Annotated in this window: 27 protein-coding genes; 10 read left to right on the plus strand and 17 right to left on the minus strand. The window is 61.1% G+C overall.

Annotation, left to right across the window (positions count from 1 at the left end; genetic code table 11):
• Positions 1 to 56: 56 nt before the first annotated feature.
• The 4 genes from WKF55_01250 to WKF55_01265 all read right to left on the minus strand — a co-directional run bounded on the left by WKF55_01250 (position 57) and on the right by WKF55_01265 (position 6545).
• Positions 57 to 3788 carry a carboxypeptidase-like regulatory domain-containing protein gene (locus WKF55_01250; GenBank protein MEJ7758195.1) on the minus strand — a complete coding sequence of 1244 codons (3732 nt, stop codon included), beginning with the start codon at positions 3786 to 3788 and terminating at the stop codon, positions 57 to 59.
• 155 nt (positions 3789 to 3943) lie between these two features.
• The gene (locus tag WKF55_01255; protein ID MEJ7758196.1) at positions 3944 to 4525 is read right to left on the minus strand and encodes a nucleoside deaminase; all 582 of its coding nucleotides are present in this window, start codon (positions 4523 to 4525) and stop codon (positions 3944 to 3946) included.
• Positions 4526 to 4627: 102 nt separating this feature from the next.
• Positions 4628 to 5527, minus strand: coding sequence for an alpha/beta hydrolase (locus WKF55_01260; GenBank protein MEJ7758197.1), 900 nt, complete (start codon positions 5525 to 5527; stop codon positions 4628 to 4630).
• Positions 5514 to 6545 (minus strand): AI-2E family transporter, encoded by a 1032-nt coding sequence (locus WKF55_01265; protein MEJ7758198.1) that lies wholly within the window; start codon positions 6543 to 6545, stop codon positions 5514 to 5516. Before WKF55_01265 ends, WKF55_01260 begins: the two co-directional genes overlap by 14 nt.
• Positions 6546 to 6917: 372 nt before the next feature.
• On the opposite strand from WKF55_01265, the gene WKF55_01270 reads away from it, so the two are divergent.
• From WKF55_01270 to WKF55_01280, 3 genes are all read left to right on the plus strand, one after another.
• Positions 6918 to 8273, plus strand: a complete 1356-nt coding sequence (locus tag WKF55_01270; protein MEJ7758199.1) for an aminotransferase class V-fold PLP-dependent enzyme — start codon at positions 6918 to 6920, stop codon at positions 8271 to 8273.
• A gap of 58 nt (positions 8274 to 8331) precedes the next feature.
• Positions 8332 to 9651: a M14 family zinc carboxypeptidase gene (locus tag WKF55_01275; protein MEJ7758200.1), complete on the plus strand. Its 1320-nt coding sequence runs from the start codon at positions 8332 to 8334 to the stop codon at positions 9649 to 9651.
• A 72-nt stretch (positions 9652 to 9723) separates the two neighbouring features.
• Positions 9724 to 10683, plus strand: coding sequence for a tetratricopeptide repeat protein (locus WKF55_01280; GenBank protein ID MEJ7758201.1), 960 nt, complete (start codon positions 9724 to 9726; stop codon positions 10681 to 10683).
• Positions 10684 to 10785: 102 nt separating this feature from the next.
• Here WKF55_01280 and WKF55_01285 read toward each other — a convergent pair whose 3' ends face one another.
• A complete protein-coding gene (locus tag WKF55_01285; protein MEJ7758202.1) occupies positions 10786 to 12954 on the minus strand; it encodes a protein kinase in 2169 nt (722 codons plus the stop codon).
• A 63-nt stretch (positions 12955 to 13017) separates the two neighbouring features.
• Positions 13018 to 13242: a hypothetical protein gene (locus WKF55_01290; GenBank protein ID MEJ7758203.1), complete on the minus strand. Its 225-nt coding sequence runs from the start codon at positions 13240 to 13242 to the stop codon at positions 13018 to 13020.
• A 191-nt stretch (positions 13243 to 13433) separates the two neighbouring features.
• On the opposite strand from WKF55_01290, the gene WKF55_01295 reads away from it, so the two are divergent.
• Complete coding sequence (locus WKF55_01295) at positions 13434 to 13958, plus strand: hypothetical protein (protein ID MEJ7758204.1); 525 nt, start codon at positions 13434 to 13436, stop codon at positions 13956 to 13958.
• Here WKF55_01295 and WKF55_01300 read toward each other — a convergent pair.
• The 6 genes from WKF55_01300 to WKF55_01325 all read right to left on the minus strand — a co-directional run bounded on the left by WKF55_01300 (position 13938) and on the right by WKF55_01325 (position 17412).
• Entirely contained in the window at positions 13938 to 14114 is a 177-nt protein-coding gene (locus WKF55_01300; GenBank protein ID MEJ7758205.1) for a hypothetical protein, read from the minus strand. The two genes, WKF55_01295 and WKF55_01300, sit on opposite strands and share 21 nt — an antisense overlap.
• 12 nt (positions 14115 to 14126) lie before the next feature.
• Positions 14127 to 15059, minus strand: a complete 933-nt coding sequence (locus tag WKF55_01305) for a metal-dependent hydrolase (GenBank protein ID MEJ7758206.1) — start codon at positions 15057 to 15059, stop codon at positions 14127 to 14129.
• A gap of 134 nt (positions 15060 to 15193) precedes the next feature.
• Positions 15194 to 15610: a YciI family protein gene (locus tag WKF55_01310; GenBank protein ID MEJ7758207.1), complete on the minus strand. Its 417-nt coding sequence runs from the start codon at positions 15608 to 15610 to the stop codon at positions 15194 to 15196.
• Between the two features lie 15 nt (positions 15611 to 15625).
• Entirely contained in the window at positions 15626 to 16051 is a 426-nt protein-coding gene (locus WKF55_01315; protein MEJ7758208.1) for a YciI family protein, read from the minus strand.
• Between the two features lie 177 nt (positions 16052 to 16228).
• Positions 16229 to 17167: a tRNA epoxyqueuosine(34) reductase QueG gene (gene queG / locus WKF55_01320; protein MEJ7758209.1), complete on the minus strand. Its 939-nt coding sequence runs from the start codon at positions 17165 to 17167 to the stop codon at positions 16229 to 16231.
• The gene (locus tag WKF55_01325) at positions 17164 to 17412 is read right to left on the minus strand and encodes a hypothetical protein (GenBank protein MEJ7758210.1); all 249 of its coding nucleotides are present in this window, start codon (positions 17410 to 17412) and stop codon (positions 17164 to 17166) included. The genes queG and WKF55_01325 overlap by 4 nt, the downstream gene beginning before the upstream one ends.
• A gap of 21 nt (positions 17413 to 17433) precedes the next feature.
• On the opposite strand from WKF55_01325, the gene WKF55_01330 reads away from it, so the two are divergent.
• The 3 genes from WKF55_01330 (at position 17434) to WKF55_01340 (ending at position 19702) form a co-directional block, all read left to right on the plus strand.
• The gene (locus WKF55_01330) at positions 17434 to 17919 is read left to right on the plus strand and encodes a metallophosphoesterase family protein (protein ID MEJ7758211.1); all 486 of its coding nucleotides are present in this window, start codon (positions 17434 to 17436) and stop codon (positions 17917 to 17919) included.
• Positions 17903 to 18565 carry a 4'-phosphopantetheinyl transferase superfamily protein gene (locus tag WKF55_01335; GenBank protein MEJ7758212.1) on the plus strand — a complete coding sequence of 221 codons (663 nt, stop codon included), beginning with the start codon at positions 17903 to 17905 and terminating at the stop codon, positions 18563 to 18565. Before WKF55_01330 ends, WKF55_01335 begins: the two co-directional genes overlap by 17 nt.
• An 84-nt stretch (positions 18566 to 18649) precedes the next feature.
• A complete protein-coding gene (locus WKF55_01340) occupies positions 18650 to 19702 on the plus strand; it encodes a L,D-transpeptidase family protein (protein ID MEJ7758213.1) in 1053 nt (350 codons plus the stop codon).
• Here WKF55_01340 and WKF55_01345 read toward each other — a convergent pair.
• A complete protein-coding gene (locus WKF55_01345; protein MEJ7758214.1) occupies positions 19699 to 21099 on the minus strand; it encodes an alkaline phosphatase family protein in 1401 nt (466 codons plus the stop codon). The genes WKF55_01340 and WKF55_01345 overlap by 4 nt on opposite strands.
• A 49-nt stretch (positions 21100 to 21148) precedes the next feature.
• Between WKF55_01345 and WKF55_01350 the strand changes: the two genes are divergently transcribed.
• Positions 21149 to 22147: a TIGR00730 family Rossman fold protein gene (locus tag WKF55_01350; protein ID MEJ7758215.1), complete on the plus strand. Its 999-nt coding sequence runs from the start codon at positions 21149 to 21151 to the stop codon at positions 22145 to 22147.
• Positions 22148 to 22171: 24 nt separating this feature from the next.
• On the opposite strand, the gene WKF55_01355 is transcribed toward WKF55_01350, so the two are convergent.
• Complete coding sequence (locus WKF55_01355; GenBank protein MEJ7758216.1) at positions 22172 to 22885, minus strand: hypothetical protein; 714 nt, start codon at positions 22883 to 22885, stop codon at positions 22172 to 22174.
• Positions 22886 to 23100: 215 nt separating this feature from the next.
• On the opposite strand from WKF55_01355, the gene WKF55_01360 reads away from it, so the two are divergent.
• The gene (locus WKF55_01360) at positions 23101 to 23568 is read left to right on the plus strand and encodes a GreA/GreB family elongation factor (GenBank protein MEJ7758217.1); all 468 of its coding nucleotides are present in this window, start codon (positions 23101 to 23103) and stop codon (positions 23566 to 23568) included.
• A gap of 21 nt (positions 23569 to 23589) precedes the next feature.
• Here the strand turns inward: WKF55_01360 and WKF55_01365 are convergent, their stop codons facing one another.
• Both WKF55_01365 and WKF55_01370 read right to left on the minus strand, forming a co-directional pair.
• Complete coding sequence (locus WKF55_01365; protein ID MEJ7758218.1) at positions 23590 to 23988, minus strand: hypothetical protein; 399 nt, start codon at positions 23986 to 23988, stop codon at positions 23590 to 23592.
• Between the two features lie 16 nt (positions 23989 to 24004).
• Complete coding sequence (locus WKF55_01370) at positions 24005 to 24376, minus strand: hypothetical protein (GenBank protein MEJ7758219.1); 372 nt, start codon at positions 24374 to 24376, stop codon at positions 24005 to 24007.
• 67 nt (positions 24377 to 24443) lie between these two features.
• Between WKF55_01370 and WKF55_01375 the strand changes: the two genes are divergently transcribed.
• Positions 24444 to 25379 (plus strand): ketopantoate reductase family protein, encoded by a 936-nt coding sequence (locus WKF55_01375; GenBank protein MEJ7758220.1) that lies wholly within the window; start codon positions 24444 to 24446, stop codon positions 25377 to 25379.
• A 112-nt stretch (positions 25380 to 25491) separates the two neighbouring features.
• Here WKF55_01375 and WKF55_01380 read toward each other — a convergent pair whose 3' ends face one another.
• The gene (locus WKF55_01380) at positions 25492 to 26757 is read right to left on the minus strand and encodes a PQQ-dependent sugar dehydrogenase (protein ID MEJ7758221.1); all 1266 of its coding nucleotides are present in this window, start codon (positions 26755 to 26757) and stop codon (positions 25492 to 25494) included.
• Between the last annotated feature and the right edge of the window lie 126 nt (positions 26758 to 26883).

Consider the following 26883-nt stretch of genomic DNA (forward strand, 5'->3'; position numbering starts at 1 on the left):
TTGCCACCAACGGCCCGCGCGCGGAAGGCTGTCGCTGTGTGCCGGTTACCCGTGTTTCACGGCGTTCTTCGAATCTGAACCTCTCCGCTCGGTGCGCTTCCAGCCCGTGCGGCGGGGAAGGTCACGGGATTACCGAACTGCCACTGGCTTTGCTCCCGCTCGCGCGCCGGGATTAGCAGCATCGACCTGAACATCGGAATGAGCTCCCGCTGCGCTGGCGACACGATCTCAGCAGCTATTTCCGGCTGTTCCCAGAAGATCTTCCAATACGCCTTCTGCACCGACTTCACGCTGTCCATCTGCGTCTTGCCGGCGCCACCGTCACCATGCGATAGAAACTGCCCGAGTGGCGCGTAGATGCCCACGACCCGCGCGGAATACACGGAGTCCGCCGTCCGGAGCGCCGCTACCTGGGTCTTGCTCAGGAAGAGCGAATCGGTTTCCCGTATCAGCAGCTTGTGAACACTCGATGTGTTGGTGAGATAGAATGCCGCTAGCGAATCCGCCGATCGGCGTTCCAGTCCCCTGGGATTGCGCACCGGCTCGACGGCGCGTCGCAGCTGCTGCAGATCAAAATCGGTGGAGAGGTTCAGAGAGAAGTCGATCACAATCCGGAAAGGGTCGCGGCCGAGCGTGCGACCATGTCGCGTTGCACCGAATCGCGAGTTGACATCGTAGCGAAAACGGCGGGCCGCCGCGTCGAAGCCGCGTGGCACCAGCAGCACAGGATCAGGCGCCGCCTGCGAGCCCCAGCCGCGCAGTAAGCCGTTGCCATGAATGGCCTGATCGAGGCCCGCAAGAACATTCTGCAGGTACACATTCGGTATGAGACGACTTCCCCACCGCCGCGGCAGGACAGGTCTCCACTGGATGTTGAGCGACTGAGTCCACGGCCCGCGGCATCCGTTGCGGCTTGCCACCTGGCCGAGGTTGGCGAGCAGGCACGTCTTTGCCGTCGGTGCACCGGTCTCGATGAGGTTCCGGAGCTGCCCGGCGAGCGCGAGGTCGCTTTCGGTGTCGGGATTCGGGATGAATGCCCGATCGCCGCTGCGGCCGTCGCCGTTGATGTCACCCTGCACAGTGGGCGTAAAGGGCAGGCCGGACTGCGCCCGGGCGAACATGGTGATCGTTCCGACTTTCGGAGTTGAGAAGCCGCCGCTGAGAACGATCACGTTGCGTGCGTCGTTCGTGCCTGGTGACCACTCGACCTGCCGTGGATCGCCGAATCCGCCGCCGTCGAATCCCCGGAACTGGCGGTGGCTCCACTGAAGAGTGTAGGCGGCCGATGCGAACATCGAAAATCGCGGGCGCATCTTGAACACGTCCGGCGAAACGTTGAGCGTCATCTGCCCGCCATAGCCCCGCAGATCGCTCACTCTACTGCTGACGCGCCCGAACTCGCTCGTCCTCCGCGATTCCGCCGCCGACACGGAACCGCTGAGGGGATCGATTGCCGCAGCAGAAACAAACACCGGCCGCTCCGATTCGCTGGCGAGGGTGATCCGCTGGACACCCGCGAAATTCGCGTCCACTACGCCAGGCTGCGACAGATCGTAGGAGCCAAGTCCGCTCAACCTCACCACCCATTTGTGAAAGCTCGTATTCCAGTCGAGCGATGCGCGCCAGGTGCGCGGGACATCGTAGGATGGATCGATCAGGGTCACCCCGGGCGCACGCTCAGCCAGGACGCCGCTGCCATCGACACACTGTGCCGGAAGGCGTGTCGGATCGCTCTCGAACAGCGGAAAGTCCGGGGCCGGAACTCCGCCGCCGACGCAGGACAGGAATGACGTTGCGCCGGGGAGCCCAGTTGCCGCAGAGGCATCGGCGAGAATGCCGGGGCGAAGCAGATCGCGGAACTCGCCGATACCACCGCGGATGACGCCGGATGTCGTGCGATAAAACCGGCCGACATTGCTCTGGTTCGTACCGTTTCCATTATCGCGATCGCGATTGTAGGTGTACGAAAAGCCCGCTCGCGGGCTCACATGAACGCGGCCGGGTGCGACGCCCGAGCGCACGCCAAGCGCGCGTTCGAGCTCAGGGTTTGCGGCGGGAGTATCCATGAATCCGTCAGCCTCGAAGCGAGCTCCGTAAAGAATGCTCAGAAACCCGGTTGGTGCGTACTGATGCGCCAGGGCAGCAGCCGCGTTCCAAACCGAGCCGGATCGAACTGGCTGGGAGAGCGTGCGCGAAAAACTGGAAGCACGTCCCGCCGCCAGATCTTCAAGAGAGTTGAACGCGAAGGAGCCAAGCGAGTTCGAAATACCTTCCTGCCTCAGGCCATCGGCGCGCGCCCATAGAAAGCCCTTGAACCGGTGGCGCCTGCCCTGCGCATTCCAGATGGTTTCATTCGCGCCCTCGGCTGTCCATCGCGCGTCGTCCGCGTTGAGCGACGACCCGCCGCCGAGCGTGAGACTGGTGATGTCGCTGCCGGCGCCGGGAGTCGACGAGCGAACGATCACGCTCGCACTAGGGAGAGAGAGATACGGCGTGACATCGGTGCGGATGTGGCTGGCAGCAAACCGCGATTCGTTCAGCACCCGCCGCGCGGCGCCTAGATATCTGCCGAGTGTGAGCTGCGCGCCCAGCGTGCGCTCGTTGCGTTCGCCGGCAGATGATGGCGCAATGAGAGGTCCGAATCCGAGAGCTCCGTCGCGGGTGAGACCGGCGTAAGTCGTGAAAGCGCGCGTCTGGAGAGTGTCCCGGGTATCGTCGAGTCTGCCGAGCCAGGTGATTGCCCGGTGCTGCCTGTCGAGTGGAATGCCGTTGCTCGAAAGGCCGAGCCCGAGCGGATCGGCGAGTGCGATGACACGGGCGACGGAATCGGGCGACACGCCCGCCAGGAGCAGCTCTTCTGCACCGACGTTGACGAGCGTTGCGGGGTCACTGGAATTTCTTGCTACATCGACTGCGACGTTGTATGTGAGCGCCCGCCTGATCAGCTCTCCGTCTGCTCCGAAGCTGGCGCGAAAACCTGCAGGTGTGGCTCCCACTGATCGCGAAAGCGGATCCGAGAACTGGAGCGACTGGGGATCGAGAGTGACGAATCCGTTCCGACGCTGATAATTGCGGCTCCCCGGTCCGAGGCGGACGTCGACATTCGCCCCGGCAAATCCACCGCGCGTCGGGTCGAATGTAGCACCGGTAACGCGCGTCTCGGTGCGCGCCGCGCGCGGGATGGCACCGGCTGCGAATCCCATTCCGTTCAACGTGTTGAGATTCGACTCCGATCCCGATCCAACGATCGACGCGCCCCCGGGAGTGAGCGTGACGTTCGACATTGTGCCGGCGATTGCAGTGAGATCGCCTGCGACAGTTGGTGGAAGCTGGCCAGCGACGCCGTCGCTCCAGCGTTCGGAGGAGCCCGGCTCGATTTGTTGAGTTGGCGTGATGTTATTGCTGGCACGGACGGGACGTCGCGCCGAAACACGGACTGCCTCGAGCTGAGCGACATCGCTGCCCAGCGAAAAGTTGGCGACGAGTTCGGTTTCCGTACCCTCGCGCTGTACGCGTCGGCGCGCTGCCCTGAATCCCGGCGCAGTGACGTATACCAGATAGTCGCCGGTTCCCTGTTCGAACCTCACGCGATAATTGCCCGTGCTGTCTGTCGTATCCGACTGCGTGAGGCGGTCGGGCCCGCGGGTTACCGTGACCGTTGCGACGAGTGCGCGGGATGAGTCATCGGTGATACGTCCGCGAATGACGTCGGCCGCGGTCTGCTGGGCTCCCAGAAAACGAGCTGATGATGCTGCGAGCAGAATGAAGACCAGCGGGTAGATTTTCACAGTTGGGGGGCGAAGATCAGAGCCTGTGACAGAATGTGTGAGCAGAGCCACGAGGGGCTCAGGCGATTGGCGAAGCCAACGATGTGACACATTCCGGACGGCAACGGTTCGGCCAGATGTCTCCGAATCGTGTCAGGTTACTGTAAAGGCTGGCGTCAGCCGTTGTAGATTTTCCCGCTTCGTTCCCGATACAGCTCGAGCACTGCGCGTGCCTCGTCGCGCAGAACGGCCCGCTCGATTCTGATGCCGCGGTCTTCGAGATACCGGTAAGATTCGGGGAAGACCGGCCCTTCTTCGAAATTGAGGCGGGACGCGTCGTCGCGGGTAGCTCCGTACACAACTCGCTCGACACCGCTCCAGAGCGTTGCGCCGAGGCACATCGCACATGGCTCGCACGAAGTGAAGAGCTCGTGGGCGCTCAGGTGCGGGGCGTTAAGCGTGAACGAGCCTAACCGCTGCTGGGCCATCATGAATGCGACCATCTCGCCGTGGAGCGTGCAGTTGTTGTGGCGCACCACGCTGTTCATGCCTGCCGCAATCACCCTCCCTGAGCCCGATTCAAAAATTGCGGCGCCGAAGGGGCCACCGTCCCCGCGCTCGACATTTACCCGCGACAGCGTGATTGCAAGCCGCATCCGCTCGTCATCGGACTCGAAGCGATGATTCCAATCCACGACCTCGTTCACCCACGAGGGGTACTCCACATGCACCACGGGGTGCGGCATGCCTGTCGTCATCAGGGAAGCTTGCCGTGATCATGAGCCCCACGGAAGTCTTTGCCGATGATTACCCGTGATCATGGGCACAATCGCCCGGCACTCGTCCGGCCCCATTCACGATCAGATGGAACCGCCGCCACGGGCGCATTGCGCCGCCGGGTCCTGAATAAAGCGAATGACGTCATTGAGGACGGGAGCGCTCGCGAGTGAAGGAAACATTGCAGCGAGAATTATCGGAACGTGGCCAATTCCATCGTAAATCCTTGCTGCGGCACACCCTCCAACAGCCCGAATGCGCTCAGCAAGCCGTATCGAATGGAGGTAACTGACGGTCTTGTCATCGCTCCCATGAAGAAAGAGAACCGGCCGCTCGGTTCCATCGATGAAGGTGGCCGGGTAGGTCGCGGCCCAGCCTTCCTTGGGGCCCATGAGCGCCTGAATGTCGGGATCGGTCCATGTAGTTTCGACAGGCCCGGCGATACTCACGTAGGCGCGGACTGAGCCCGGTGATACGCCGGCCGCGCGCAGATACCGTTCGTCGAGCGCGAGCAGAGCCGCCGTATGACCACCAGCCGAATGTCCGACAACTGAGACCCGTGCGGTATCGCCTCCGAGACGCGCCGCGTTATCGAAGGCCCATCTGATTGCCCGCGCGCCATCCTCCACCCAGGCTGGAAATTTTACGTCGGGGTAGAGACGATAATCCGGGACGATTACAATCCACCCGCGGCCGGTGAAGGCATTCGCGAGTGCCCTGTAGTCGTGGCGGGTGCCGGACGACCATCTCCCGCCGTACAGGAATACGATGACAGGCGGCGCGGTGCGGCTCGCGCCCGGGCGGTAGACATCGAGAACCTGCTGGGGCGAAACACCGTATGCATTTCCAGTTTCGGCCGGCGCATCACCTCGCACAACTATTCGTTCAGCGAACGCCCGCGGAGAACACGCGGTAACGGTTAGAGCAAGCAGCAAAGAGCTCAGGCAATGCGGCAATCCCGTAGTCCAGTCAGCCCTGGTCATGCTCTTCTGCCGGCGCCGACAGCAGCGCCCAGATCCAGCGCGTCTCCTCGAAATGGCGTGTCACTATCGTGATCGCCACAGTGATGGGCACACCGAGCAGGGCGCCCGCCGGTCCCCAGAGCCATCCCCAGAAGACAATAGAGAAGAGCACGACGAGGGGAGATACCGACAGCAATCGTCCCTCGAGCCGCGGGTCGATATAGTTGCCGAGATAGAGCTGTCCCACAGTCAGTGCCGCAAGCAATCCGAGAGGCTCGCCGAACCCATTGAACTGCACCAGGGCATAGAGTACGGGTGGCACTACGGCGAGCAGTGACCCGATCGTCGGCACGTACTCGAGAAGAAACGCAAACAGTGCCCATATCAGTGCGAACTTGAGACCGAAGGCCAGCGCAATGACACCGGTCATTACGCCGGAGATCACACTTGTCAGCGATTTTGCGCGGAAATACTGGCGCGCCGCCGTCGTGACTTTCGATGAAATCTCAATGACTGTGTCGCCCGGTCCTCCCGGAAACCGCTTCATGATTCTCTCGGCGGCCTCCCGCCGCTCCGCCAGCGCCAGTGCCGCGAATCCGATGGAAAGGGCGAGGTAGCCAAAAACCGCGAACAGTGCTCCCGCGACGGATTTCGCCAGACCGCTTACGCTGCCGTTCCCGGCGGCGCCGGAGCTCTGTCCACCGCCAATCTGCGGGAGCGTGATTCCAAACTGCTCTACAACTGCGCCCAACCGAAACTGAAGGGCCGCAATCCGGTCAGTTTGCGCCTGAAGGTCGCGCACGATGGTAGTAGCGCTCCAGCTGATGGTCGCGAGCAGCGCCGCGATCACCGAAGTAACGGCCAGAATCGTAACGAGAAGCGCAGCCCACGACGGAATTCTGCGCTCGAGGTAATGGAGGAGCGGCCACGCAAGCGCCGCGATCATGAGGCCCGCGACGACCGGCAGCATGACAGGACGGCTGAAATGGAGAGCCGCCAGCGACAATAGGACGGCGATGATCGCGACCAGCCGCTTCATCGGTAAAGACGCATCAGCTTGCTCAAAACCCTGGCTTGCATCAGTCCCCGTGTTAAGCTCGATTTGAGAACGACCGCGCCCTGCGATTCCACGGCCGTCCAATGTGAATGGCATCAGACAAACCTGACTCGGTGAGCCGCACTCCTTCCACTTCGCTTCCCCTTGTACGCGATCTTCAGTCCACCCGCGATTTCTATGCGGGAGTTTTCGATTGTCCCGAAGGCAGGGCGGTTCCGATGCCCCATTTCCGCGCCATCGTCCCGTGGGATGAATTCCACCCGCGCACGCGCCGCTGGGGGACCACATATTCTCGGCTGATTCCTTTGAGTGTGGACCGGGTTTTTCGTTCTTAACGCAGACCAGAGGATTACAGTGCCCCTGAACCGCACCAACCGTCGCTCTTTCCTTCGTGAGTCTGCACGTGCCGCCACCGTCGCATCGGGTGCCCTCGCATTTCCTTTCACGGTGCGCGACGCGTCAGCGTTCGAATCGTGGGTCAATGGCCGGAACATTCCGGCGTTCGATGACCCTCGAACCGACGAAGCTGTCGCGCGCGACGAAGCATATTGGTCGCGCGTTCGGGCACTCTATGATCTCCAGCCCGGCGTCGTAAATCTGGACCATGGATGGACCAATCCAGCGTCGCGCTCGGCGATGGAGGAGCTTGTACGCCAGGCGCGCGCGCTCGAAGCGCTTCCCGCTGAGCAGCTTCCGAAGCAGTGGGAAACTTTTTCTACAACTCGGCTTCGTGCCGCGCTGGCGTCGGCGATGGAAGTCTCGCCGGCTGAAATCAGTCTCATTCGGAACGCCACCGAAGCGCTGCACACGGTGCTTCTCGGCTTCCCGCTCAAGCCAGGTGATGAAATAGTCTGCTCATCGCACGACTACTACGCCACGCTGGATGCACTGGAACAGCGACGGGCGAGGGACGGTGTTGTACTGAAAATGGTAATGCCCCCCGTGCCCGCGACTTCCATGGCGTCGCTCGAAGCGCTTTATGCCGAAGCCATCGGGCCGCGAACCCGGCTTGTGCTGCTTACTCACCCCAGCAATCTGACTGGTCAGTACCTGCCCGTCAGGCGAATCGCCGACCGCGCTCATTCATTCGGTGCACAGGTTGTCGTTGACGGTGCCCAGTCACTCGGTCTCCTCGCCAATCCGGTTCGGTCACTCGGCTGCGACTACTACGGCGCGAGCGCCCACAAGTGGCTCGGCACACCGGTCGGGCTCGGCGTGCTCTGGATGCGCCCGGAAAATGTAACGACTGTTTGGCCGCTCATGCCTCCCATGAGGGATCAGCAAGGCATGGGGCGGTTCGAGTGGACTGGTACTGTCCCGGAATACATCAATCTCGCGGCGATTCCTGCACTGGCTTTGCATTCCTCGCTGGCACCCGCTCGCAAAGCTGCACGACTGCGCTATCTGGCCTCAATTGTTCGAAAACATGTCTCGAGCGCGGTGCCTGACGCGCGTTTCTATGCGACTGGCGACGCGGCCATGACTTGCGCTCTCACCGCAGTAGAGATTCCGGGGGTCGATCCGGCGTCGATTCAGAAGACGCTTCGGGAACGGCACGGAATACTGGTGCAGGGAATGGGAGGGATTCGCAGTGACCCAGGTCTTCGCGCCTTCCGCGTATCTCCCAACGTCTATACACCGATGCTCGAGATCGACCGCTTCGGGGCCGCCCTGGCAAGCGAGATCAAGTCCCTTCGCGCAGGGCGGTAAGGCAATCGCAGTGGTTTTTCAACCCGCGGTGAGAACTGTTTCCCACACTCATCTACTTATGAACAGGCTCATACGCATCTGGCAATTTCTCGTTCTCGGTGTCATCATCGCGGCGTGCGCCCGATCGATTTCAGGGGTTGTGCGCGGTCGCACCGCATCTGTCACGCCGCCGTGTTGCGCCATGCATGCCCGCGCCATATCAGAACGTCACCGCGTTGCCGCGATCAGCACTCGCAAGTTTACCCACGCGCAGCTTTGGACAGCGCTCGAACCGATAATTCGACGTCCCGACCTCGCGGTTCAGGAAATTGGCCGCTCCGTTCAGGGGCGGCCAATCCGTGCGATCACCTATGGTACGGGACCGGTGAACGTGTTGCTCTGGTCGCAGATGCACGGCGACGAGTCGACCGCCACAATGGCGCTTGCGGACCTCATGTCGTGGTTCGCCGGAGGTGCAGCGATAGTCGATCCGCTTCGCAATCGAATCGCATCCCGGTTGAAGGTCGTGATGGTTCCAATGCTGAACCCGGATGGTGCGGAGCTGTTTCAAAGGGAGAACGCGGTAGGCGTCGATATCAATCGCGATGCGCGCAGCCTCGTGACTCCGGAGGCCCGCGCGCTCAAGGCGCTGCGCGATTCGATCAAGCCTGAATTCGGGTTTAACCTGCACGACCAGAACGCTCGTACACTTTCGGAGGGGGCGGGCAGGCAGGTTGCGATTGCGCTCCTCGCGCCGACGGCCGACGAGGAGCGGACCTACGGACCCGCACGTACGACGGCACGACTCGTTGCAGCGGAGATCGCGTCGGTTCTCGAGGCGGAGATTCCCGGACGCATCGCGAAATACAACGACGCGTTCGAGCCGCGGGCGTTTGGTGATCTCATGCAGCAGTGGGGAACGAGCACCGTGCTCATCGAGAGCGGCGCGCTTCCGAATGACCCGGAGAAGCAGCGGCTGCGCGCTCTGAATGTCGCAGCGATTCTTTCCGCTCTCGATGCAATTGCCACCGAGCGTCACCTTGCGGCTGATCCAGCGGTATACGATGCGCTACCGACCAACGCGCGTGCAGCGGTCGATGTGCTCGTGCGTGGAGGCAGCATCGTGTTGCCCGGCGCTGAGCCTCTTCGGGTTGACGTTGCGCTCAACTATGACGAGTCGCTTGCCCGGCTTCGGCCGCGCGTGCGGGAAGTGGGTGATCTTGCCAGCGTAACGGCGCTCGACACCGTTGACGCAACTGGTCTTTTTCTTCACCCCTCGCCGTCGATGCTGGCCCTCAGGAACGGGATGCGCTGGATCCGGTTCGACACGACCGCGGTGTTTACGGTTCGCCGTGGGCGAGACACGACCAGCGAAGTGGTCTCGACCAGAATCTGGTAGCGTGGAGCCGGAACTACGGAGAGACCTCCTGCGTAGTCCATGTGACCCTCGCCAATACTCCCAGGAACCCGGATGAAAACATTTTTGCTGCTGGCGGCATTTGGCGTCGCCAATGCCGCCCCGCTCGACGCTCAGTCACCGCAGTCCGATCAGGGAAAGAAGCTGTTCGATGATAAGCGGTACGCCGAAGCCCGAGCAGTGCTTCAGCCGGTTGGTTCAAGAGAGGCGCCAGCCGCATATCTTCTCGGCCGCATTGCCCTCGAGCAGAACGACGCACCGAAGGCTGTCGACTGGCTCGAAAAAGCGGTGTCGATGAATCCACGGAGCTCTGTCTACTACGGTTGGCTCGGCAGAGCGTACGGCACGCAGGCGCAGAAGGCGAGCAAGCTCAAGCAGCCCTTCCTGGCCAACAAGACAAAGGCCGCCTGGGAGAAGGCAATTGCGCTTGATCCGGACAACCTCGAAGCAAAGTCCGACATGATCCAGTACTACCTGCAGGCGCCCGGTTTCCTCGGCGGTAGCAAGGAAAAGGCGCGAGCGATGGCGCAGGAGATCAGGAAGCGCAATCCATACCTCGGGGCGATCGCGGTGGCCAGCGTGTGTAGCGAGATGAAGGACAAGGTCTGTGTCGAGCGCGAGATGTTGTCAATCACTACGACGTATCCCGATAGCGCGGCGGGTCCGAGCTCCCTCGCCGCTTTCTACGCGACTAACGGACAATACGACAAGTCCTTCGCCGTAATCGATCAGCGACTGAAACTGAAGCCCGGTGATCCCTCTGCATTGTACGCGCTCGGGAGAACTGCCTCACTCTCGGGGCAGAATCTCGACAGGGGTGTGGATGCGCTCACGAGGTATATCGCCCACCCTTTACAGGGAGGTCCCGCCGTCGCGAATGCGCACTACCGGCTGGGGATGATTCACGAGAAAAAAGGCGCGCGCGACCTTGCAAAACGCGAGTATCAAACAGCGCTCAAGCTCAATCCGGGGCTGCAGGACGCGAAAAAGGCACTGGCTGCGCTTGGCGGCTAAGGCCGCCGGCGACGTTTAGTGGTTGTTGCGCATGCCCGGAGCTGCGACCAACCAGTCCGGTTAGCAACTGTATTGAATTTCACGCGCGGGATGCCGTGCCTTTCAATCCGCTCGTGTCTCGACAGGCCTGCGCGCGAGAAGGGTCGCAAATCCCGGCTCCGAGCGCAACTTGTCGAGGGTCGAATCATGCTCGATCCACTTCCAGTGCCCGAACCCATTATCAATAGCTCTTGTCAGTGCTCTGATTCCTTCGGCGGGCATGTCAAGCATGGCGTAGTCGCAGGCGATGTTGTACAGAACCGATGGATCATCGGGGTCCATTGACTCTGCCCGACGAGTCCAGTCCAGGGCTTTGTCGCGCTCCCCGAGCTCGATGAGCGCGGCCGCTCCCATGTAAAGGGCGCGAGGATTATCGGGATTCAGCTCGAGATGTTTTCGCGATGCATCGTACGACCTGCGCATCGCTCGCGTCTTATCGTCGACGCGTCCGAGGTCAGCATAGATGCCTCCAAGCAGCATCAGTGCCGCAAAGTCGTCGGGTCGCACGGCCGTCGCACGCTCGTACCATTTCGCGGCGTCATCGGACTTTCCCTGTGCCGCGCAGGATCGGGCATAGAAGTAAGCCGCTTCGAATGACTTTGGATTGAGGCGCATGGCCTCCTCGAATTCCTTTTCCGCTTCATCGAAATGTCCAGTCAGCGAAACCGCTAATCCACGGGACGCGTGTGATTCTGCAAGCTGCGGTGCGAGATCCAATGCGCGGCGGCTGGCAGAATCGGCCTTGCGAAGGTTGTCCGCCGACGCGTCGAAGTATTGATACAGGAACGAGCAGCAATCGGCTACTCCGCAGTGCGCGAGGGCATATCCCGGATCCAGCTCGATCGCCCGCTCGTAGAGTTGTCGCGCGAATTCGTGTGCGCGGCGCCGGTGCTGGTGAAAGAACTGTCGTCCACGAAGGTAGTACTCGTATGCATCAATGTTCGCGGTCGGGACCTGCTCGATTGCCTTCTTCTCGTCCTCGGTGAGAACTACGCGAAGCGCGGCGACGATGCTCGTAGCAATCTCGTCCTGAATGGCGAAGACGTCCTCGAGTTCCCTGTCATACCGCTCAGCCCACAGTTGCGAGCTGTCGCTTGTGCTCACGAGCTGCGCGTTCAGGCGCAGTCGCTTGCCCGCCTTCCGAATGCTCCCTTCGAGAATCGTCGACACCTGCAGTTTGCGGCCGATCTCGCGGATGTCGTCGTTCTTTCCCTTGAAGGTGAATGACGAGGTGCGTGACACTACCCGGAGCGCCTTGACCTTCGAGAGCGCAGTTATGATCTCATCAGCAATTCCGTCAGCGAAAAAATCTCCCTCGGGGTCTGCGCTCATGTTCGTGAACGGGAGCACGGCGATGGACTTGCCAGCGCCGCCAGCTTGAAGAGGACTTCCGTCGGGTGTCGAGAGGTGGCTCGCCACGAGCGCGCGAGCGAATTCCATCGTCGTGGGAAAACGCTCGGTCGCATCTTTCGACAAAGCCTTGAACACCGCGTTCTCGACTTCGTCCGGCGCGGTGTTGAAGACGGCGCGCAGGGAAGGGACTGGCTCGCTGAATCGCTTGCTGAGAACCGCCTGCGCTGTGGCACCGGTGAAAGGCTTCTTCCCCGAGAGCATCTCGTATAAAACGCATGCAAGGCTGTACTGATCGCTTCTTCCGTCGACCTGCGTCTCTCCGGCCGCTTGCTCCGGGCTCACGTACGCCGGCGTCCCGACAACCATTCCCATTTGAGTTAGCGTGTCGTCGGACGCAGCGCTCACGGCCTTTCCGATACCGAAATCCATGACGACAGCCTCGCCTTCCTGCAGCATCACATTTTCAGGCTTGATGTCGCGGTGGACAATGTTCTGGCGATGCGCATAGTCAAGCGCCGATGCGATGCCTCGCACGAGTTGAAGCGATTCGTCGAGTGGGAGCTGTCCGTCGCGCAGCAGGCGGTCGCGGAGCGTCTCACCTTCGACCACGGGCATCACGTAATAGAGAAATCCTCCGGCCTCTCCGGAATCGAAAAGCGGAACGATATGTGGATGGTTGAGACGCGCGGCGAGCTGGATCTCGCGCAGGAAACGGTCGGGCCCGATGGAGCTGCTGAGGTCGGGGTGCAGGACCTTCAGCGCCACACGCCGGTTATGCCGGATGTCGTGTGCGAGATAGACCGTCGCCATGCCGCCGCGACCAAGCTCCCTGTCAATTCTATACGAGCCCGATACGGAATCCTCAAGTCTCTTGTGCAGCTTGCCTCCCGGGTAAAATGATGGCGTGGAAAAATAATCGACCGGTGTTGCAGGCGCCCTACGCTACCCAGACCCCCCCTTTAGCGCGAGGTTCTCTTCAACCACCTCCGCTATTATCCGGCTCTTCTTCTCGATGTCACGCCTGAGGCGTTCAAGCTCGCGATCCTTTTCGTCCTCACGTGCGCGTGGCCGCTCGCCGAGCGTCCTTAGAATCGCTGCCTTGGCCTCCCCCTCCCAGCGATAAAAGGTGGTCGCGTCGAGCTGGTGCCGCCACAACACCTCAGCCACGGTCGTCTGCGGTTGTCGTGCCTCCTCGCCTGATGCGCAACTTCTCCTCGGCGCTCAAGCGACGCCGCGCTTTGCCTGTCCGACTCATCGCACTCTCCCTCCAAAGTCCGGTCTCTCGCCGTTCGAGGGAAAAGTGTAACGTCTTCAGATACTTCTAAAGTCCGGTTTCCGCTGAACCACTACAATATTTATTGCGCGCTGGCGTGACCGGCGTTAAAGATGACCGCAACATGATGAGACTGACGAACGGCTTCGCATTCGTGCGCATGGCATTTCTCGCTCTGGTGGCTGTCTCGCTGCCCTTGGCAGAGGTACGGGCACAGCGCATATCGGCAGGATACATATCGCAGAGTTCACCCTTCGACGGCCGCCGCTTTAACCGTCCGGCGTCTCAATCAGAGAAAAACTCGTCTCGAACCGAGCTGATGATATTGTCAGGTTTAGGATTCGGCACCATCGGGTTCATTTCGGGCATCCTCATCGCGGATGGGCGTACTGCCAACATGTCAACGATTTTCATTTCTGGATTGGTGGGGGAAGCGATACTGCTTCCGTTGGGAGTACACTTGGCCAACGGCAGACGTGGGAGCAACGTTCAGGCAACTATTGGTTCAGGCTTTCTGGTAGTCCTTGCCACCATTGCGGCGAATGCCTCCAACACCCCGTATCCGTTCTTCGCCATGCCTGTTGCACAGTTATACAGCGGGGACGCCTGACCCGGGCCATCGTTCCAGTGCCGCAACGAGGGCGTCCTGTGCCAGATCTTCGGCGAGGCCGACGTCGCGCACTATTCGCGTCAGCCCCGCAATCAGTTTCGCGGACTCGATTCGCCAGACGGCGTCGATAGTCCGATGGGTATCGGAGACCGTCACGCGCGGATCAGCTTACCGTTGAGTGTCCAGTAGTATCTCAACCTGTGCCCCATATCGCGCATCCACAATCTGCACCCGCGTCGGGTTCGACTCGCGGTCGATGCGGTACGACGGCAGCCGCGCCCAGTCGAGGAAGCGGCGCCCGCGCTCGGTATTCGAAGCCGCTATCGCGGCCGGATCGTTTGCGTTTTTCAGGATGAAATCATCGGCGAACGCCAGACGGCCACCCCGGCGTCGCGTAAATAATAGCGTTCCCCGCCAATAACGGTCGCCGTCGTCGGCGTACACGCGCCATTGCAGCGGATCCGCCGGAGATGCGACAACGAACAGGGCCTCGCGCGCCTTTGTGCTTCCAACCAGTTCGTCACGCACCGTTCGCTCGGCGAGTTCCTGAAGGCCCATCATGCTCGCAATGTAGACGACCGCAATTCCGGTTGCGACGCGCGCGGGGTGCGAAGCGTACGCCGCGTCGTTTTTCTCTCGCCGTCGCGACAACCACACGCCGAGCCCGAGGATGCCAAGCAGCCACGGGTCTACGATGAAAAGTGAGTCTCCGTAAAACCAGCGGCCACTGAACGGCATGAGCCACCGCATGCCATACGAGTTCATCCAGTCGAGCGTCGGGTGTGTCAGTATCGATAACGTCGAGAGGAGGAGCAATTCGCGCGGAAGAACGGGAGCGCGGGTCGCATCATCCTGCCGGCGCCTGTAACGGTCCCAGGCGATCATCAGCATCGTCAGCACAAACGGCAGGACGACGAGGGCGAGTAAGCCGTGGGTCCACCCCCGTCGAAACTCAGTCGCGCGGCCGAGTGGAATCGCGATCACGTCGATGTCGGGGAAGTTGGCGCCGATCATCAGCGTCGCCGCGCCGAGCCCAGTCCGTTTTTTCAGCCCTGACTGCGCGAGCGCGGCGCCGACCAGGGTGTGGCAGATATTATCCATGATCGGTCGGAGCGCGGTTGAGCCGCCCGGCCGCCGGCGGGCCCGCCGTCAGCGCGTCGCCTGTCTTCGTCGCCCCTTCGTGGTAAGCTGCGATGCGCGGCGGTCTGACGGCTATGGATGCAGCGACCTCCCGGTCACCGCGTATCAAGCCCTCCCATGATCTGACCCAGATTCTCGAGAGCCTCGCTGTCGCCAAAGTCTGAGAGTTCGTAGAGCGGACGTATTTCGATCTCGACGTTGCCATTTCCGTCCATGGGCGGCCAGCGCCTCACCCACTCGATCGCCTCTTCCTTCGACTTCACGTCGACGATCGAGAATCCCGCGACAAGCTCCTTGGCCTCGGCGAATGGACCGTCGGTCACAGTCGGCTTCCCACCGGAGAACTTCACGCGGGTTCCTGCCGAGCTGGGCTTCAATCCGTCGCCAGCCAGCATCACGCCAGCCTTGATCATTTGCTCATTGTACTTCCCCATCGCGGTAATCAGCTCATCGCCAGGCATCATGCCTGCCTCCGTATCGCTGTCTGCCTTGCGCAGGCTAATGAATCTCATCGTCATTTCTCCCGTTCAGCGCTTTGCGTTCTCGGCAGCCTGCGCGGCGATTCGCTGTTCCTGCTCCCGGAGCACCGGTGTGAACTCAGCGCCGAAATCCTCTGCCTCGAAAATCTGACGGATCTCGATCGACGTGCCCCCGCCAAACGGAGCGCGCTTCACCCAGTCTATTGCCTCCGCGAGCGAATCCGCCTTCCAGATCCAGAACCCTGCGATAAGCTCCTTCGCCTCGGTAAACGGTCCGTCGACGACCGTCGGCTTCCCGCCCTCGAATCTGACGCGGGCTCCCTTTGACGTCGGGTGCAGGCCATCGCCCGAAAGCATCACGCCAGCGTTTACCAGCTCTTCGTTGTACTTCCCCATCGCAGCGAGCATCTGCTCGTCCGGCATCGCCCCCGCTTCGCTATTCTTGTCCGCCGGAACCAGAATCATGAACCGCATTGCCATATCTCCTTTTGTGTCGATGGTCAGAACTTCCTCCGGCACCACGCCGGCTGAACATAAGCTCTACCTACACGTCGAACGAGAATGCACGGAATCGACAATGAGAAAAAACTCATACAGCTGGCGCAGGGTTCCAGGACAAATCAAGGCTCGCAACGGCGGTGATTTCGGCATTTAGCTTTTCCCACCCACGTTGTCGAGCACCACTGCCGCATTACGCCTGAGGCCCCGCAGTTTCGCGCGTTTCATTGGCGAACCTCTGAATGCAACCCGAAACTCCTCGTCGTTCATGGCGAGAATGTCCCGCGCGAGCGTGTCCGCATCCTTGCCCGCGATGGCAGCGCGCGGCTCGAACTCGGGTACCTTCAACTCCTGGGCAAACTTGATGTTATAAGGGCAGACTTCCTGACAGATATCGCAGCCGTAAATCAGCGACCCGATTGCGTCGTGAAATTCGATGGGAATTTCACCTTTCGCCTCGATCGTCAGATAGGAGATGCAGCGCGTCGCATCGAGGACCCCCGGTTCGACAAGTGCTCGCGTCGGACAGGCGTCGATACACCGGGTGCAGGTACCACATCGATCTTCGTCGAACGGTGCGTCGGGCTCGACATCGAGACCAATCAGCAGTGCACCGATGAAAAAAAAAGAGCCGAGTCCGGGGTTCAACAGGTTGGTATTCTTGCCGAACCACCCGAGGCCCGCGCGACGCGCGAGATCGCGTTCGAGAATGGGCCCTGTGTCGACGTATGCCTTCCCGACGACGTCATGGCCCGCGGCAACTTCGATGCTGACATGCAGTGCATCGAGCCTCCGCACCATTACGTCGTGGTAGTCGTCCCCCCGGGCATAACGGGCGACAGGGCCTGACGGAGATCTGCCACCGTAGTCGAGTCCAACGACGATCGCGCTCGTTGCTCCGGCAAATGGCAGCCGCGTGTCGCGGCGTTTGGCAGCTCCACGGTGAAGGTACTCCATCTCTCCGGCATATCCCTTCTCGAGCCACTCGTCGTTAGCGACTGCCGTTTGAGCGGGGCCGAGCGTCGCGATTCCCACGAGGTCAAAACCGAGCCCGTAGGCCTGGCCCTTTATCAGATTCGACAATGCGGTCATGGCTCGCTTGCCGCCCATCGTGCGTATCGCTCGACTTCGTGAACGGTTGGTACCGCGTCATGAGCTCCGTACGCAGTGTACATCCGCCAGCGGACATAGGTGGCGTCTGGAAGCGGCAGGAAAGGGAACCGCCGATGCCAGCCGCGTGACCGGAATCTCCACGCTACCCTGAGCAGGTCGGACGCCAGCCGCGGACGTGTCAATCCCCGAACGGCGAGGTGCAGTGATAGTCGTAACCATGACATTGCTCAGGTAATATAGAAGAGATGAAGAACGACCCTCACCACACGATCGTCGGCTTGATTTCAGATACCCACGGCCTTCTCCGCCCCTCGGTTCACGCGGCTTTACATGGCGTGAGTCTGATTCTGCACGCCGGAGATGTGGGAGGGGACGAGATCCTCGACGAACTGCGTCTGATTGCGCCGGTGCACGCGGTGTACGGAAATACCGACCCAATCGATGATCCGGGACTCGTCGGCGAGCTGACACTCGATATCGGTGGAATGAGCGTCCACCTGAGCCACGGCCACGAGACAGGGGTCCCCTCGCCCGCGAAGCTTCTCGCTCTTTATCCACAGCAGATCCTGATTTATGGTCATACACACCGGCAGCTCGTTGCGAAGATGGCCAACCGTCTGGTCGTCAACCCCGGCGCGGCCGGCGCCCGGCGATTCAATCTGAGCCCAAGCGTCGCTCGGCTCACAATATCCGAGGGTACGGCTGAGGTTGAGATTGTACCCATCGATTGAGCTGGGGAAAAACGAGGTCGACCTATGGGAGGTCGCACTCGACGTATCAGGCGAAGTCGCGGAAAAATTCGTGGCAATTCTGTCGGCGGAGGAAGTCGTTCGCATGGCCCGATTCGTCGAACCGCAAGCCGCCCGACAGTACGCGATCTCGCGCGGCAGCCTGCGCGGCATACTCTCCCGTTACCTAGGCAAGCCGACCAAAGATATTGTGTTCACTACGACCGGCGACGGGAAGCCGGCCCTGGCCGCGCCCAATTCATCTGGTTTTGAGTTCAATACATCGCACTCCGGCGCGCTGGCATTGATTGGAGTGACAAGGGGCCGACCAATCGGAGTCGATGTCGAGCAGGTGCGAAAAATTCCCAAAGCAGTTCAGCTTGCGGAAAGATTTTTCTCAGGCGCGGAGTATCGAATGCTGTGCGACCTGCCCGAGGAGGAACGTTCGCCTGCGTTCCTGTCGATCTGGGTGTCGCGCGAAGGCAATGCGAAGGCCCAGGGCCTCAGCGTATGGCACGGGCTCGCGAAAATGGAGACTTCAGAGCGCTGGACCGTCGTCTCGATCGATCTCGGCGCCGGGTATGTCGGCGCGGTCGTTGCAGCGGGAACCGATTGGCGGGTCGTCCGTCGGGGTATGTTGGAGGAGTGACGGGGGCGACCTTCGGCCCGAAAATTCTGCAGGCAGCCTGCACCAGTGGTGAAAATCGTGAATTGTGAAAGATCAGAAGCACAAATGGCGGGACGATTTCCGGCAGCGGTTGCGTCGCTGTTGATCGCTGTTTCGCTTGCGGCCTGCGCACGCGGCGCCTCCGTTCCCTCGGGTGAGATAGCACCCACCGAATCGTCACGAGAGTTGACGGTGGATGACATCTCGCCGACCGCCGTCAACGCGGCACCCTCGACAGTGATGCTGAAGTCAGCGGCGGGACCCGTGGTCGCCCGCATCCAGATTCTGCTCGACCGTGCACACTTTTCGCCCGGCGTGATTGACGGTCACGCCAACCGGAACACGGAGCTGGCGGTTCGCTGGTTTCAGAGTTCCCGCAATCTGCCGGCGACATCGGTGGTCGACTCCGCGACGTACAACGCATTGCTGGCCGTCGCGGGCACGGGGCCGCTCGTCACCGCATTCACTGTTGACGAAGAGGCGCTAAAAGGTCCGTTCGTCACGATGCCGAAGAACGTCTACGAGCAGGCGAAAATGAAGTGCCTCTGCTTCGCCTCGGTGAGCGAGAAACTGGCAGAGCGATTTCATACCAGTCTCGAGATGATGCGGAAGCTTAATCCCGGAGTCGGGTTTGCCGGTCTCAAACCGGGCGACAGGATCTGGGTGCCGGCTGTCGAAACAGCGACCAGCGCGGCACGGCAAAACATCTCGAAGATCCTGGTTTCGAAAACGGGTTCGTACGTGCATGCCGTGGCGCGTGACGGAAGGGTGCTCTACCACTTTCCGTCGACACTTGGATCGAAATACGATCCGTCTCCCAATGGCAACTACAGGGTCACGGCTATCGCGCATGATCCGGTCTTCCGCTACGATCCGACGCTGTTCGCCGATGTGCCTGACTCGAAACCGACGGCAAAGCTGCCGCCGGGTCCGAATTCCCCCGTTGGCAGAGTCTGGATTGCACTATCCAAAGCGCATGTCGGGATTCATGGCACTCCCACTCCAGAAACGATTGGATCCGCCAGCTCACATGGTTGTGTCAGACTCACGAACTGGGACGCGCTCAAGCTTGCACGGTCGGCGTCCAGCGGTACGCCGGTTCATTTCACCACGGATTAGACGAAGGGCACGCCATCAAGCCCGTGCGGGACGTGGATCCCCAGCGCACGACACGCACTCGGCATGACATCGACCGTGCGGCGAGGAATTGACGCCGGGCGCCGATTCATCAGTAAGGGCACGAGCATGTGCTCGCGGTGAAGCGCCCCGTGTGACGATGTGTGCGGAATTGGCTCGTACTTCGCCCTGAAGTCCCAGTTCCGGGCCGCCGAGAGGATGATTTCGCCAGAGCGCGGCGAATCGGACAGTCGTGAGATCTGTACCAGCGAATCAGGATAGTCACTGGCGATAGTCAGATCGTAAGCCGCGGATTCGTCGAGTCCGCGTTGAGGGCCGATACCAAGCGGATCGCCCGTGTCCGGATCGTAGGAAATACGACCGTCCCGCCATTTCATCAGGGCACTGCCTCGACCATGGCCGTGCACTTCACAGCAGCCGGGCGCCACGGGAAGAATCATGACGTCTACCGATTCCCGGGCCAGCATGGCGTCCCGGAGCTCCGCCCACCGACCGTCGAGCTGTGACAACCAGGGTCGGTCACGCTTTTGGAGGTCGAGGTAGATGTGGGCCATCGCGTTACCACTGACCATCACTGCCACTTCACCCCGCATCGAATAGACGAAGGGGTGGGCAATCGTTCTGAATCCCATGCCGGTTATGAATGCGTCGAGGTCATCGTGTGCCGTGACCGGAGAATGGCCGTGATCGCTCACCACCCATAAATGCATGGAGTCCCATGTATTTGCACGCTCCGCGTCACGGCGAATCGCGGCCACGGTATCGTCCACAATCTGAATCGCCAGTTCCACGTAAGTACTCGCGTGACCGGCCGAGTGAGAGGTCTTGTCGATGCCGGTGAGGGCGGCGAAGGTGAAGTCGGGGCGAGTGATCCGGATTCGGTCGACAACCTCACGCGCAATGTCTTTATCGATTGCGAGCCATCCATCCACCTTGCCGCTGAAATGGGTTCGCGCGGCGCGGGCCGCAAAGCCGACGCTTCGGCCAATTCGATCGCGGGGCGCGAGTCCGCGGCCAATCACATTTAGAGCGGCGATGCTCGACCCTGCCAGCTCGAACATCGTCGGTGCATCGGGATCGAGGTCGGTGTCGACGTGTCGCATCTCCGGGCCGACATAGCTTCGCGAATTGCCGGGCATTCTCGACGTCGTACGCCCGCGGTCGTACCATCTCAGGCCCGGGAGTCCTACCGGGCCGGGGTATCTGCCCATGATGAAGGGGGCATAAGCTGGTCCGGTAACTGACGGAAACACCGTCGTGACGGTGTGCAGGGCACCTTCCTCACGCATTCTGGCAAGCGCGGGTACGAGGCCTCGATCCATTGCACTGGAGAGAGTGTCCGGCCGCGCTCCGTCGGCGACAATGACGACTACTGACATTGCTTCAACTGGCGAGTGTCACGCGCTTGCGCGCATTATTCGCGGCCATATGACGAAAAAGAAAACAATTGCCGCCGTGCCGGCGAAGAAGGTCAGGGAGAAAGCGGCTGCTGCGACCCGGCAGCCACGCACACCGTCCGGAAAGCGAGCTGATGTCGCGACGCGTACATCGGCGGAAGAGGAATCCCGCGCCGGGATGCGGGAGCGCACCGAAGCGGGTCATCGGGCGGCCGGGCGCACCCCTCCATCGCGCAAGAGCTCCGCGCGCCAGGCGGGCGCGACGGTGAGCATTGACGACGCGATTCGCACTTACGTGCCTCCGATCACGGAGGATGAAAAGCTCCTTCAACAACCACCGACGGGAGTGGATTTCACGCGGACTGATCCGTGGCGTGTAATGCGGATTGCCGGTGAGTTCATCGAAGGCTTCGATACCCTGTCGACCGTCGAGAGGGGCGTCACGATATTCGGGTCTGCGCGCACATCGCCGGAAGATCCGCAGTACAAGGCTGCGCAGGAAGTCGCGCGGCTCCTCGCGGAAGCGGGATTCTCGATCATCACCGGCGCAGGCCCCGGGATCATGGAGGCAGGGAACAAGGGTGCCCAGATCGGTGGAGGCAGATCGATCGGATGCAACATCGAGCTGCCGTTCGAGCAGGGCGCGAATCCGTACGTCGATACACTTGTCAACTTCCGTTACTTCTTCGTCCGCAAGACGATGTTCATCAAGTATTCGGTGGCGTTCATCATTTTTCCTGGTGGATTCGGAACTCTCGACGAGCTCTTCGAGGCTATTACGCTCATACAGACGGGAAAGATCTATCAGTTCCCGGTGATTCTTTTCGGGCGGCACTACTGGGCGGGGTTGCTGCGATGGCTGCAGACCCGTGTGCTCGCTGAAAAGAAAATATCGAAGGCCGACATCGATCTGATGATTCTCACCGACGACCCCGCCGAAGCGGCGGCCGCGGTAATCGCCGCCTATGAATCGCAGACATTGATCACCACGAAGCGCGCCTGGGGTGGGGCCGACCGCAGAAAAGGGTGAGTGACGGCGGTGACCCGGAGTCGGCTAACCGCGCTGCCGCTCCAGCAGCAGCATCATCACGATGCTCAACATGCCAAGTAGTTCGTCGTCGCTGTTCATCGCACCCAGCGCTTCGATCTTGTACATACCCTCGAAGAATGCCGGTCGCTTCTGCGCTCGAAGCACGGCCGTGCCGGTTGCGGAGGAGGAGAGCCGGTACGCGGGGTGGAACAGATAGCCGGAGAGCACGCCTGCCACAGGAATTTCGCTGAACGCTGCGTCGGCAACCTTGATCCACGGGTTTTCTTCCCGGATGTCGAACACCGGCCCGCCGTCCCTCTGCACCTCGTAATGCGTGCGCCAGAACGACCGCATGCCATGGCGCTTGATCATGCCTATCGGCTGTCCCGCCATGTCTTCGATGTGATACTGAGCCGAGATGTCGAACACCCGGTCGGCCTTCATGGTGTATAGCGGGCGCGTCTGTTCTTCGTCCGCGAAGATGGTAACCGTCTCCCTCAGCTTGAAAGCTTTTTGTTTGACATAGCAGAGGAGAAGACCGGAGGAATCCCGCACCGAAATCTGCGACGCGATTGCGATGATCTTGAATCGAAGCTCGAGCGGAAAGTTCATGTTGTCGAATTTTCGGGGAATGGCCGCGCGGAGCGTGAACAGGGTGATCTCGGGTCGCGCGTTGAACCGTACCTGAATGAGATATCCAATGCCGCGGCTGATGTATAGGGACCGCCGGTCATCCACGCTGATCTCTCCCGCGGAATAGCGTTTGTTTCCAGAGATTTTCTCCGGTTCACATTACCAAATTGACTGGTTTCGACGGTTAGCGGTGTGTTCCGGGCGTGCTACCGGATTGCGATGCATTGCCCCCGTGCCTAGTTTGCGTCACAGGGCGCCCCCTCCAAAAGAGCGGGCGCCCATTTTTTTCTAACCGTTTTTGCGGCGTCACGCCAAAAACCATGATTGAAGAACTGAAAATCAAGCTCGCCGCGGAAGCTGAAAAGCTGCAACATGAGCTCAATATCGTGCTTCCCGCCGAGATCACGCGTGCGGTCGAGATGGGTGACCTGAAGGAGAACAGCGAATACAAGGCAGCCCTCGAACGTCAGCAATTTGTTCAGGCCAGGCTTGGGCAACTCCACCAGCGCCTGAGCAAACTCTCGTCGATCGACATCACGCAGATTCCGTCCGACAAGGTGGGACTGGGTTCTGAAGTAATGGTGCAGGACGAGAAGACCGGGGTCAAGGAAAAGTACAGCATGGTTTTCGGCGATTCGGTGGAGCTCGAGGACGGACATGTCAGCATGTCGTCGGCAATCGGCTTGTCACTGGTCGGCCGGTGCGTCGGTGACAGCACACTGCTCAAGCTGCCCGAGTCGGTGAGGAAGCTCAAAATTGTCGGGCTCAAGACAATCCACGAGATGTAGCGCGGGCGGTCGGTTGCTGCGCTAAGGGGTTTTGGCGATCGGCGGGGGTCCGAAGACCACGGCAGCAAAAAGAACGGCGAAAATTATGTAGATGGTTGTCGCGGCAACCGACAGCAGGGCTGTGTTGCTCACCGCGTAACGGGCGAGCACAAGCGCACCGATGGTGAAGTGGGCCAGGTTTGCCAGCCCGATAGGACGCCCATAAATGCCGCCCATCGGATTCGCCTTCGCCACCCAGTTCAACATCCCGTACGCGAAGTAGAGCGCTCCCAGAAGCTGGAGAAAGATGGGCAGGGCGCCGTCTGAAGCAGACGCAGGAAGTTTCGCAATTTCATCTGGCAGAAAGATCAGCATTGCGCCGGCCACGGCCATCGCAACGCCGCTGGCCGCCATAAGCAGCCTGGTGTTGATCATTGGCACGGCTCAGACTCAGTTGTCACTTGCCGCGGCGATACCAGCGGCACAGCTCATTCGCGAGCCATTCGTCATGGGACACCGACTGAATGATGCGGTGCCATTCGCGCTCGAATAGCGGAGAGAGCTCAGTCGTCGCGGCCTGTCGAGCGAGAACGAACACCAGCAGGCCGCATTGATAGCGGAGGTAGCTATTATCCTGCTCGAGGAGCAGTGACACTGCCTCGTCGATAGCCGAGAACGCTTGGGGCGGGCTGAGGGATGACAGCGTGCCATTTCGAAAATAAGTAAAGTACGATTCATCGCGATTCGGCTCGCATGCCCAGTCGAGGAGCGCGCTTCGGAAGTGGCTGATGTGCTCCGGCGAGCGTGGGTTCGAGGCTTTGTGATTCATGCCGCCTCGCAATATATGTTTGGTGTCGCGAAGCACATTGTCACGACCTATATCGGAGTCACCGCGATTGAAGATTCTCATACTCGGAGCCGGCGGCATTGGTGGCTACGTCGGCGGGCGGTTGGCCGCTTCCGGGGCCGACGTAACGTTCCTTGTGCGGCCGCGACGGAAAGCGCAGCTCGAGGCGGACGGTCTGGTCATCCGCAGTCCGCTCGGTGACGTTCAACTGCCGGTGAAAACCGTCCTTGCGCCGCCGGAAGCAGACTTTGACATCGTGCTTCTCACGTGCAAAGCGTACGACCTCGAGCCGGCGATGGAGGCCATTGCGCCCGCGATGAACGGCCAGTGCGCGATTGTGCCGATGCTCAATGGCATCGCACATCTCGACCGGCTCGACGAGCGCTTTGGACAGTCGGCGGTAATGGGTGGTACGTGCCTGATCGACGTTGCGCTCGACAGGAGCGGGACGATCAACCACGCGGGCAGCCTTCAGCGGATCATCTTCGGCGAGCGAGACCGTTCGATCTCGCCGCGTGCACAGGCACTGGCGGGCGTGCTGGCCCAGTCGACGGTCGATTGGGAGATGTCGGACAATATTTTGTTGAGCATGTGGGAGAAGGTCGCGTTTCTCTCGGTATTGGCGGCGGCAACGTGCCTTTTTCGCGCCAACGTGCGGGAGATTTTGGCGTCGCCGGGCGGGCGGGATGCGATGGAGCGCGCCCTCGCCGTGAATATCGAGATCGCGAAGCGGGAGGGGTTCATTTTGCGGAACGATGTGATGCAGCGGGCACGCGACCGGCTCACTGATCCGGCGGGGGCGTGGAGCGCGTCAATGCTTCGTGATCTCGAGGCGGGGGGTTCCGTCGAGGGCGATCACGTGGTGGGGTGGATGCTGGCCAAGGCGAGAAAGCATGGGCTTGATGATACGATTCTGTCGCTGGCTTTCACTCACCTGCGGGCGTATGAGGAGCGGCGGGCCGCAGGGAGACTGCCGGCCGGTTGAGGACTGTAGTTCGCAGTCAATCCGCAGTTCCGAAGTCAGTCCGCAGCCTGGAGTCCCTGCGCGGCAATGCGAGTTTACGGCCGCGACGCGGGTACGATCTCACACGGCCCCGTCAACGGCGGGGTGCCACCCTCCATAGCTCCCCGTTGGATTCATCGGTCACGATGTAAAGCGCGCCGTCCGGCCCTTGCCGCACATCGCGCACCCGCTTGCCCCGGTCGACCAGCAGATGCTCTTCTCCCGTAACCCGGCCGTTTGCGATATTGAGGCGCACCAGCCGCTTCTCCTTCATTGCTCCAACGAACAGACTTCCGCGCCACGCGGGGAACGCACTGCCCGTGTAATACTGCGCGCCCGATGGAGCAATAACCGGATCCCAATAGTAGACCGGTTGCTCGAAACCGGCGCGGGCGGTGACCGAACCCGCGATTGGCCCGCGTGAATATTCCCTTCCGTAACCAACGACGGGCCAGCCGTAGTTCTTTCCTTTCTGGATCCGATTCACCTCATCCCCGCCTCGCGGCCCATGCTCGATGACCCACAGGCTGCCCCGCGAATCGAACGCCGCGGCCTGAACGTTCCGATGTCCGATGCTCCAGATTTCCGGCAGTGCGCCCGACTGCCCGACGAGCGGATTATCTCGCGGCACCGAGCCATCCGGTGCGATACGAATGATCTTCCCCATGTGGCTGGCGAGGTCCTGCGCCTGCGGCCGGATCTGCATGTCGGAACGCTCGCCGAGCGTGATGTAAAGCATTCTGTCGGGTCCGAACACGAGCCGCGAGCCGTAGTGCATTGTTCCGTTGTAAACGGGCAACGCGCGGAAGATCACCTGTACGTTTTCAACACGCGACCTGTCGGCAGCGAGAACACCCCGCGCGACGCTGGTTGCGTTGCCGCCGGTGCGCGGCTCGCTGAAGCTCCAGAAGATTGTGCGGTCGGACGCGAAGCGCGGGCTGAGTGCGACATCCAGCAGTCCCCCTTGACCGCGTGCATCGACCGGCGGCAGACCGGCAATCGGCGCACCAATCTGTCCGGCGGCTGATACGATGCGCAGACGACCCGGTTTTTCCGTCACCAGAATATCGCCTCCCGGGAGGGGTTCGACTGCCCAGGGTTTTTCGAGTCCGGTAGCGAGAACGCTTACATCGAACGCGACGTTCGACTGAACGGACGGGCCGCGAGTCTGGCCGGGAAACGCGGGCTGCTGGTCAGGCCCGTTCGCATCGCGAGTCTCGAGTGGAGGCCCGGTTATCACCGCTGCAGCGGAGGGCTGGGGGAGCGTGCTGTCCGGTTGCTCGGAGGAGCGCTGGGTGCATGCCGCCGCGAGGGCGACGACGGTAATCAATCCGATGCGCATTATCTGCACTTTACTCATATGAATATTTCCCGTTCCGGGCGGTAGGTCGTGCGGGTCACGAACGTTCGGTTGGCTTTGGATTTTGCAAGATCCAGTCCCTGAAGCGCAGGAGGGTGCGAACCCGGTGCATGAAATACCCGGCGC

It is taken from the genome of Gemmatimonadaceae bacterium (assembly GCA_037721215.1).
Classification (GTDB): Bacteria; Gemmatimonadota; Gemmatimonadetes; order Gemmatimonadales; family Gemmatimonadaceae; genus UBA4720.

What these genes read in the sequence shown, in the direction of transcription:
- WKF55_01360 (MEJ7758217.1), top strand. Translation starts at nt 23,101, where the DNA reads ATGATTGAAGAACTGAAAATCAAGCTCGCCGCGGAAGCTGAAAAGCTG.
- WKF55_01315 (MEJ7758208.1), bottom strand. Translation starts at nt 16,051, where the DNA reads ATGCGGTTCATGATTCTGGTTCCGGCGGACAAGAATAGCGAAGCGGGG.
- WKF55_01330 (MEJ7758211.1), top strand. Translation starts at nt 17,434, where the DNA reads ATGAAGAACGACCCTCACCACACGATCGTCGGCTTGATTTCAGATACC.
- queG (MEJ7758209.1), bottom strand. Translation starts at nt 17,167, where the DNA reads ATGACCGCATTGTCGAATCTGATAAAGGGCCAGGCCTACGGGCTCGGT.
- WKF55_01345 (MEJ7758214.1), bottom strand. Translation starts at nt 21,099, where the DNA reads ATGTCAGTAGTCGTCATTGTCGCCGACGGAGCGCGGCCGGACACTCTC.
- WKF55_01255 (MEJ7758196.1), bottom strand. Translation starts at nt 4,525, where the DNA reads ATGACGACAGGCATGCCGCACCCCGTGGTGCATGTGGAGTACCCCTCG.
- WKF55_01305 (MEJ7758206.1), bottom strand. Translation starts at nt 15,059, where the DNA reads ATGGATAATATCTGCCACACCCTGGTCGGCGCCGCGCTCGCGCAGTCA.
- WKF55_01275 (MEJ7758200.1), top strand. Translation starts at nt 8,332, where the DNA reads ATGAACAGGCTCATACGCATCTGGCAATTTCTCGTTCTCGGTGTCATC.
- WKF55_01280 (MEJ7758201.1), top strand. Translation starts at nt 9,724, where the DNA reads ATGAAAACATTTTTGCTGCTGGCGGCATTTGGCGTCGCCAATGCCGCC.
- WKF55_01325 (MEJ7758210.1), bottom strand. Translation starts at nt 17,412, where the DNA reads ATGTCATGGTTACGACTATCACTGCACCTCGCCGTTCGGGGATTGACA.
- WKF55_01350 (MEJ7758215.1), top strand. Translation starts at nt 21,149, where the DNA reads ATGACGAAAAAGAAAACAATTGCCGCCGTGCCGGCGAAGAAGGTCAGG.
- WKF55_01310 (MEJ7758207.1), bottom strand. Translation starts at nt 15,610, where the DNA reads ATGAGATTCATTAGCCTGCGCAAGGCAGACAGCGATACGGAGGCAGGC.
- WKF55_01340 (MEJ7758213.1), top strand. Translation starts at nt 18,650, where the DNA reads ATGGCGGGACGATTTCCGGCAGCGGTTGCGTCGCTGTTGATCGCTGTT.
- WKF55_01380 (MEJ7758221.1), bottom strand. Translation starts at nt 26,757, where the DNA reads ATGAGTAAAGTGCAGATAATGCGCATCGGATTGATTACCGTCGTCGCC.
- WKF55_01260 (MEJ7758197.1), bottom strand. Translation starts at nt 5,527, where the DNA reads ATGACCAGGGCTGACTGGACTACGGGATTGCCGCATTGCCTGAGCTCT.
- WKF55_01265 (MEJ7758198.1), bottom strand. Translation starts at nt 6,545, where the DNA reads ATGAAGCGGCTGGTCGCGATCATCGCCGTCCTATTGTCGCTGGCGGCT.
- WKF55_01370 (MEJ7758219.1), bottom strand. Translation starts at nt 24,376, where the DNA reads ATGAATCACAAAGCCTCGAACCCACGCTCGCCGGAGCACATCAGCCAC.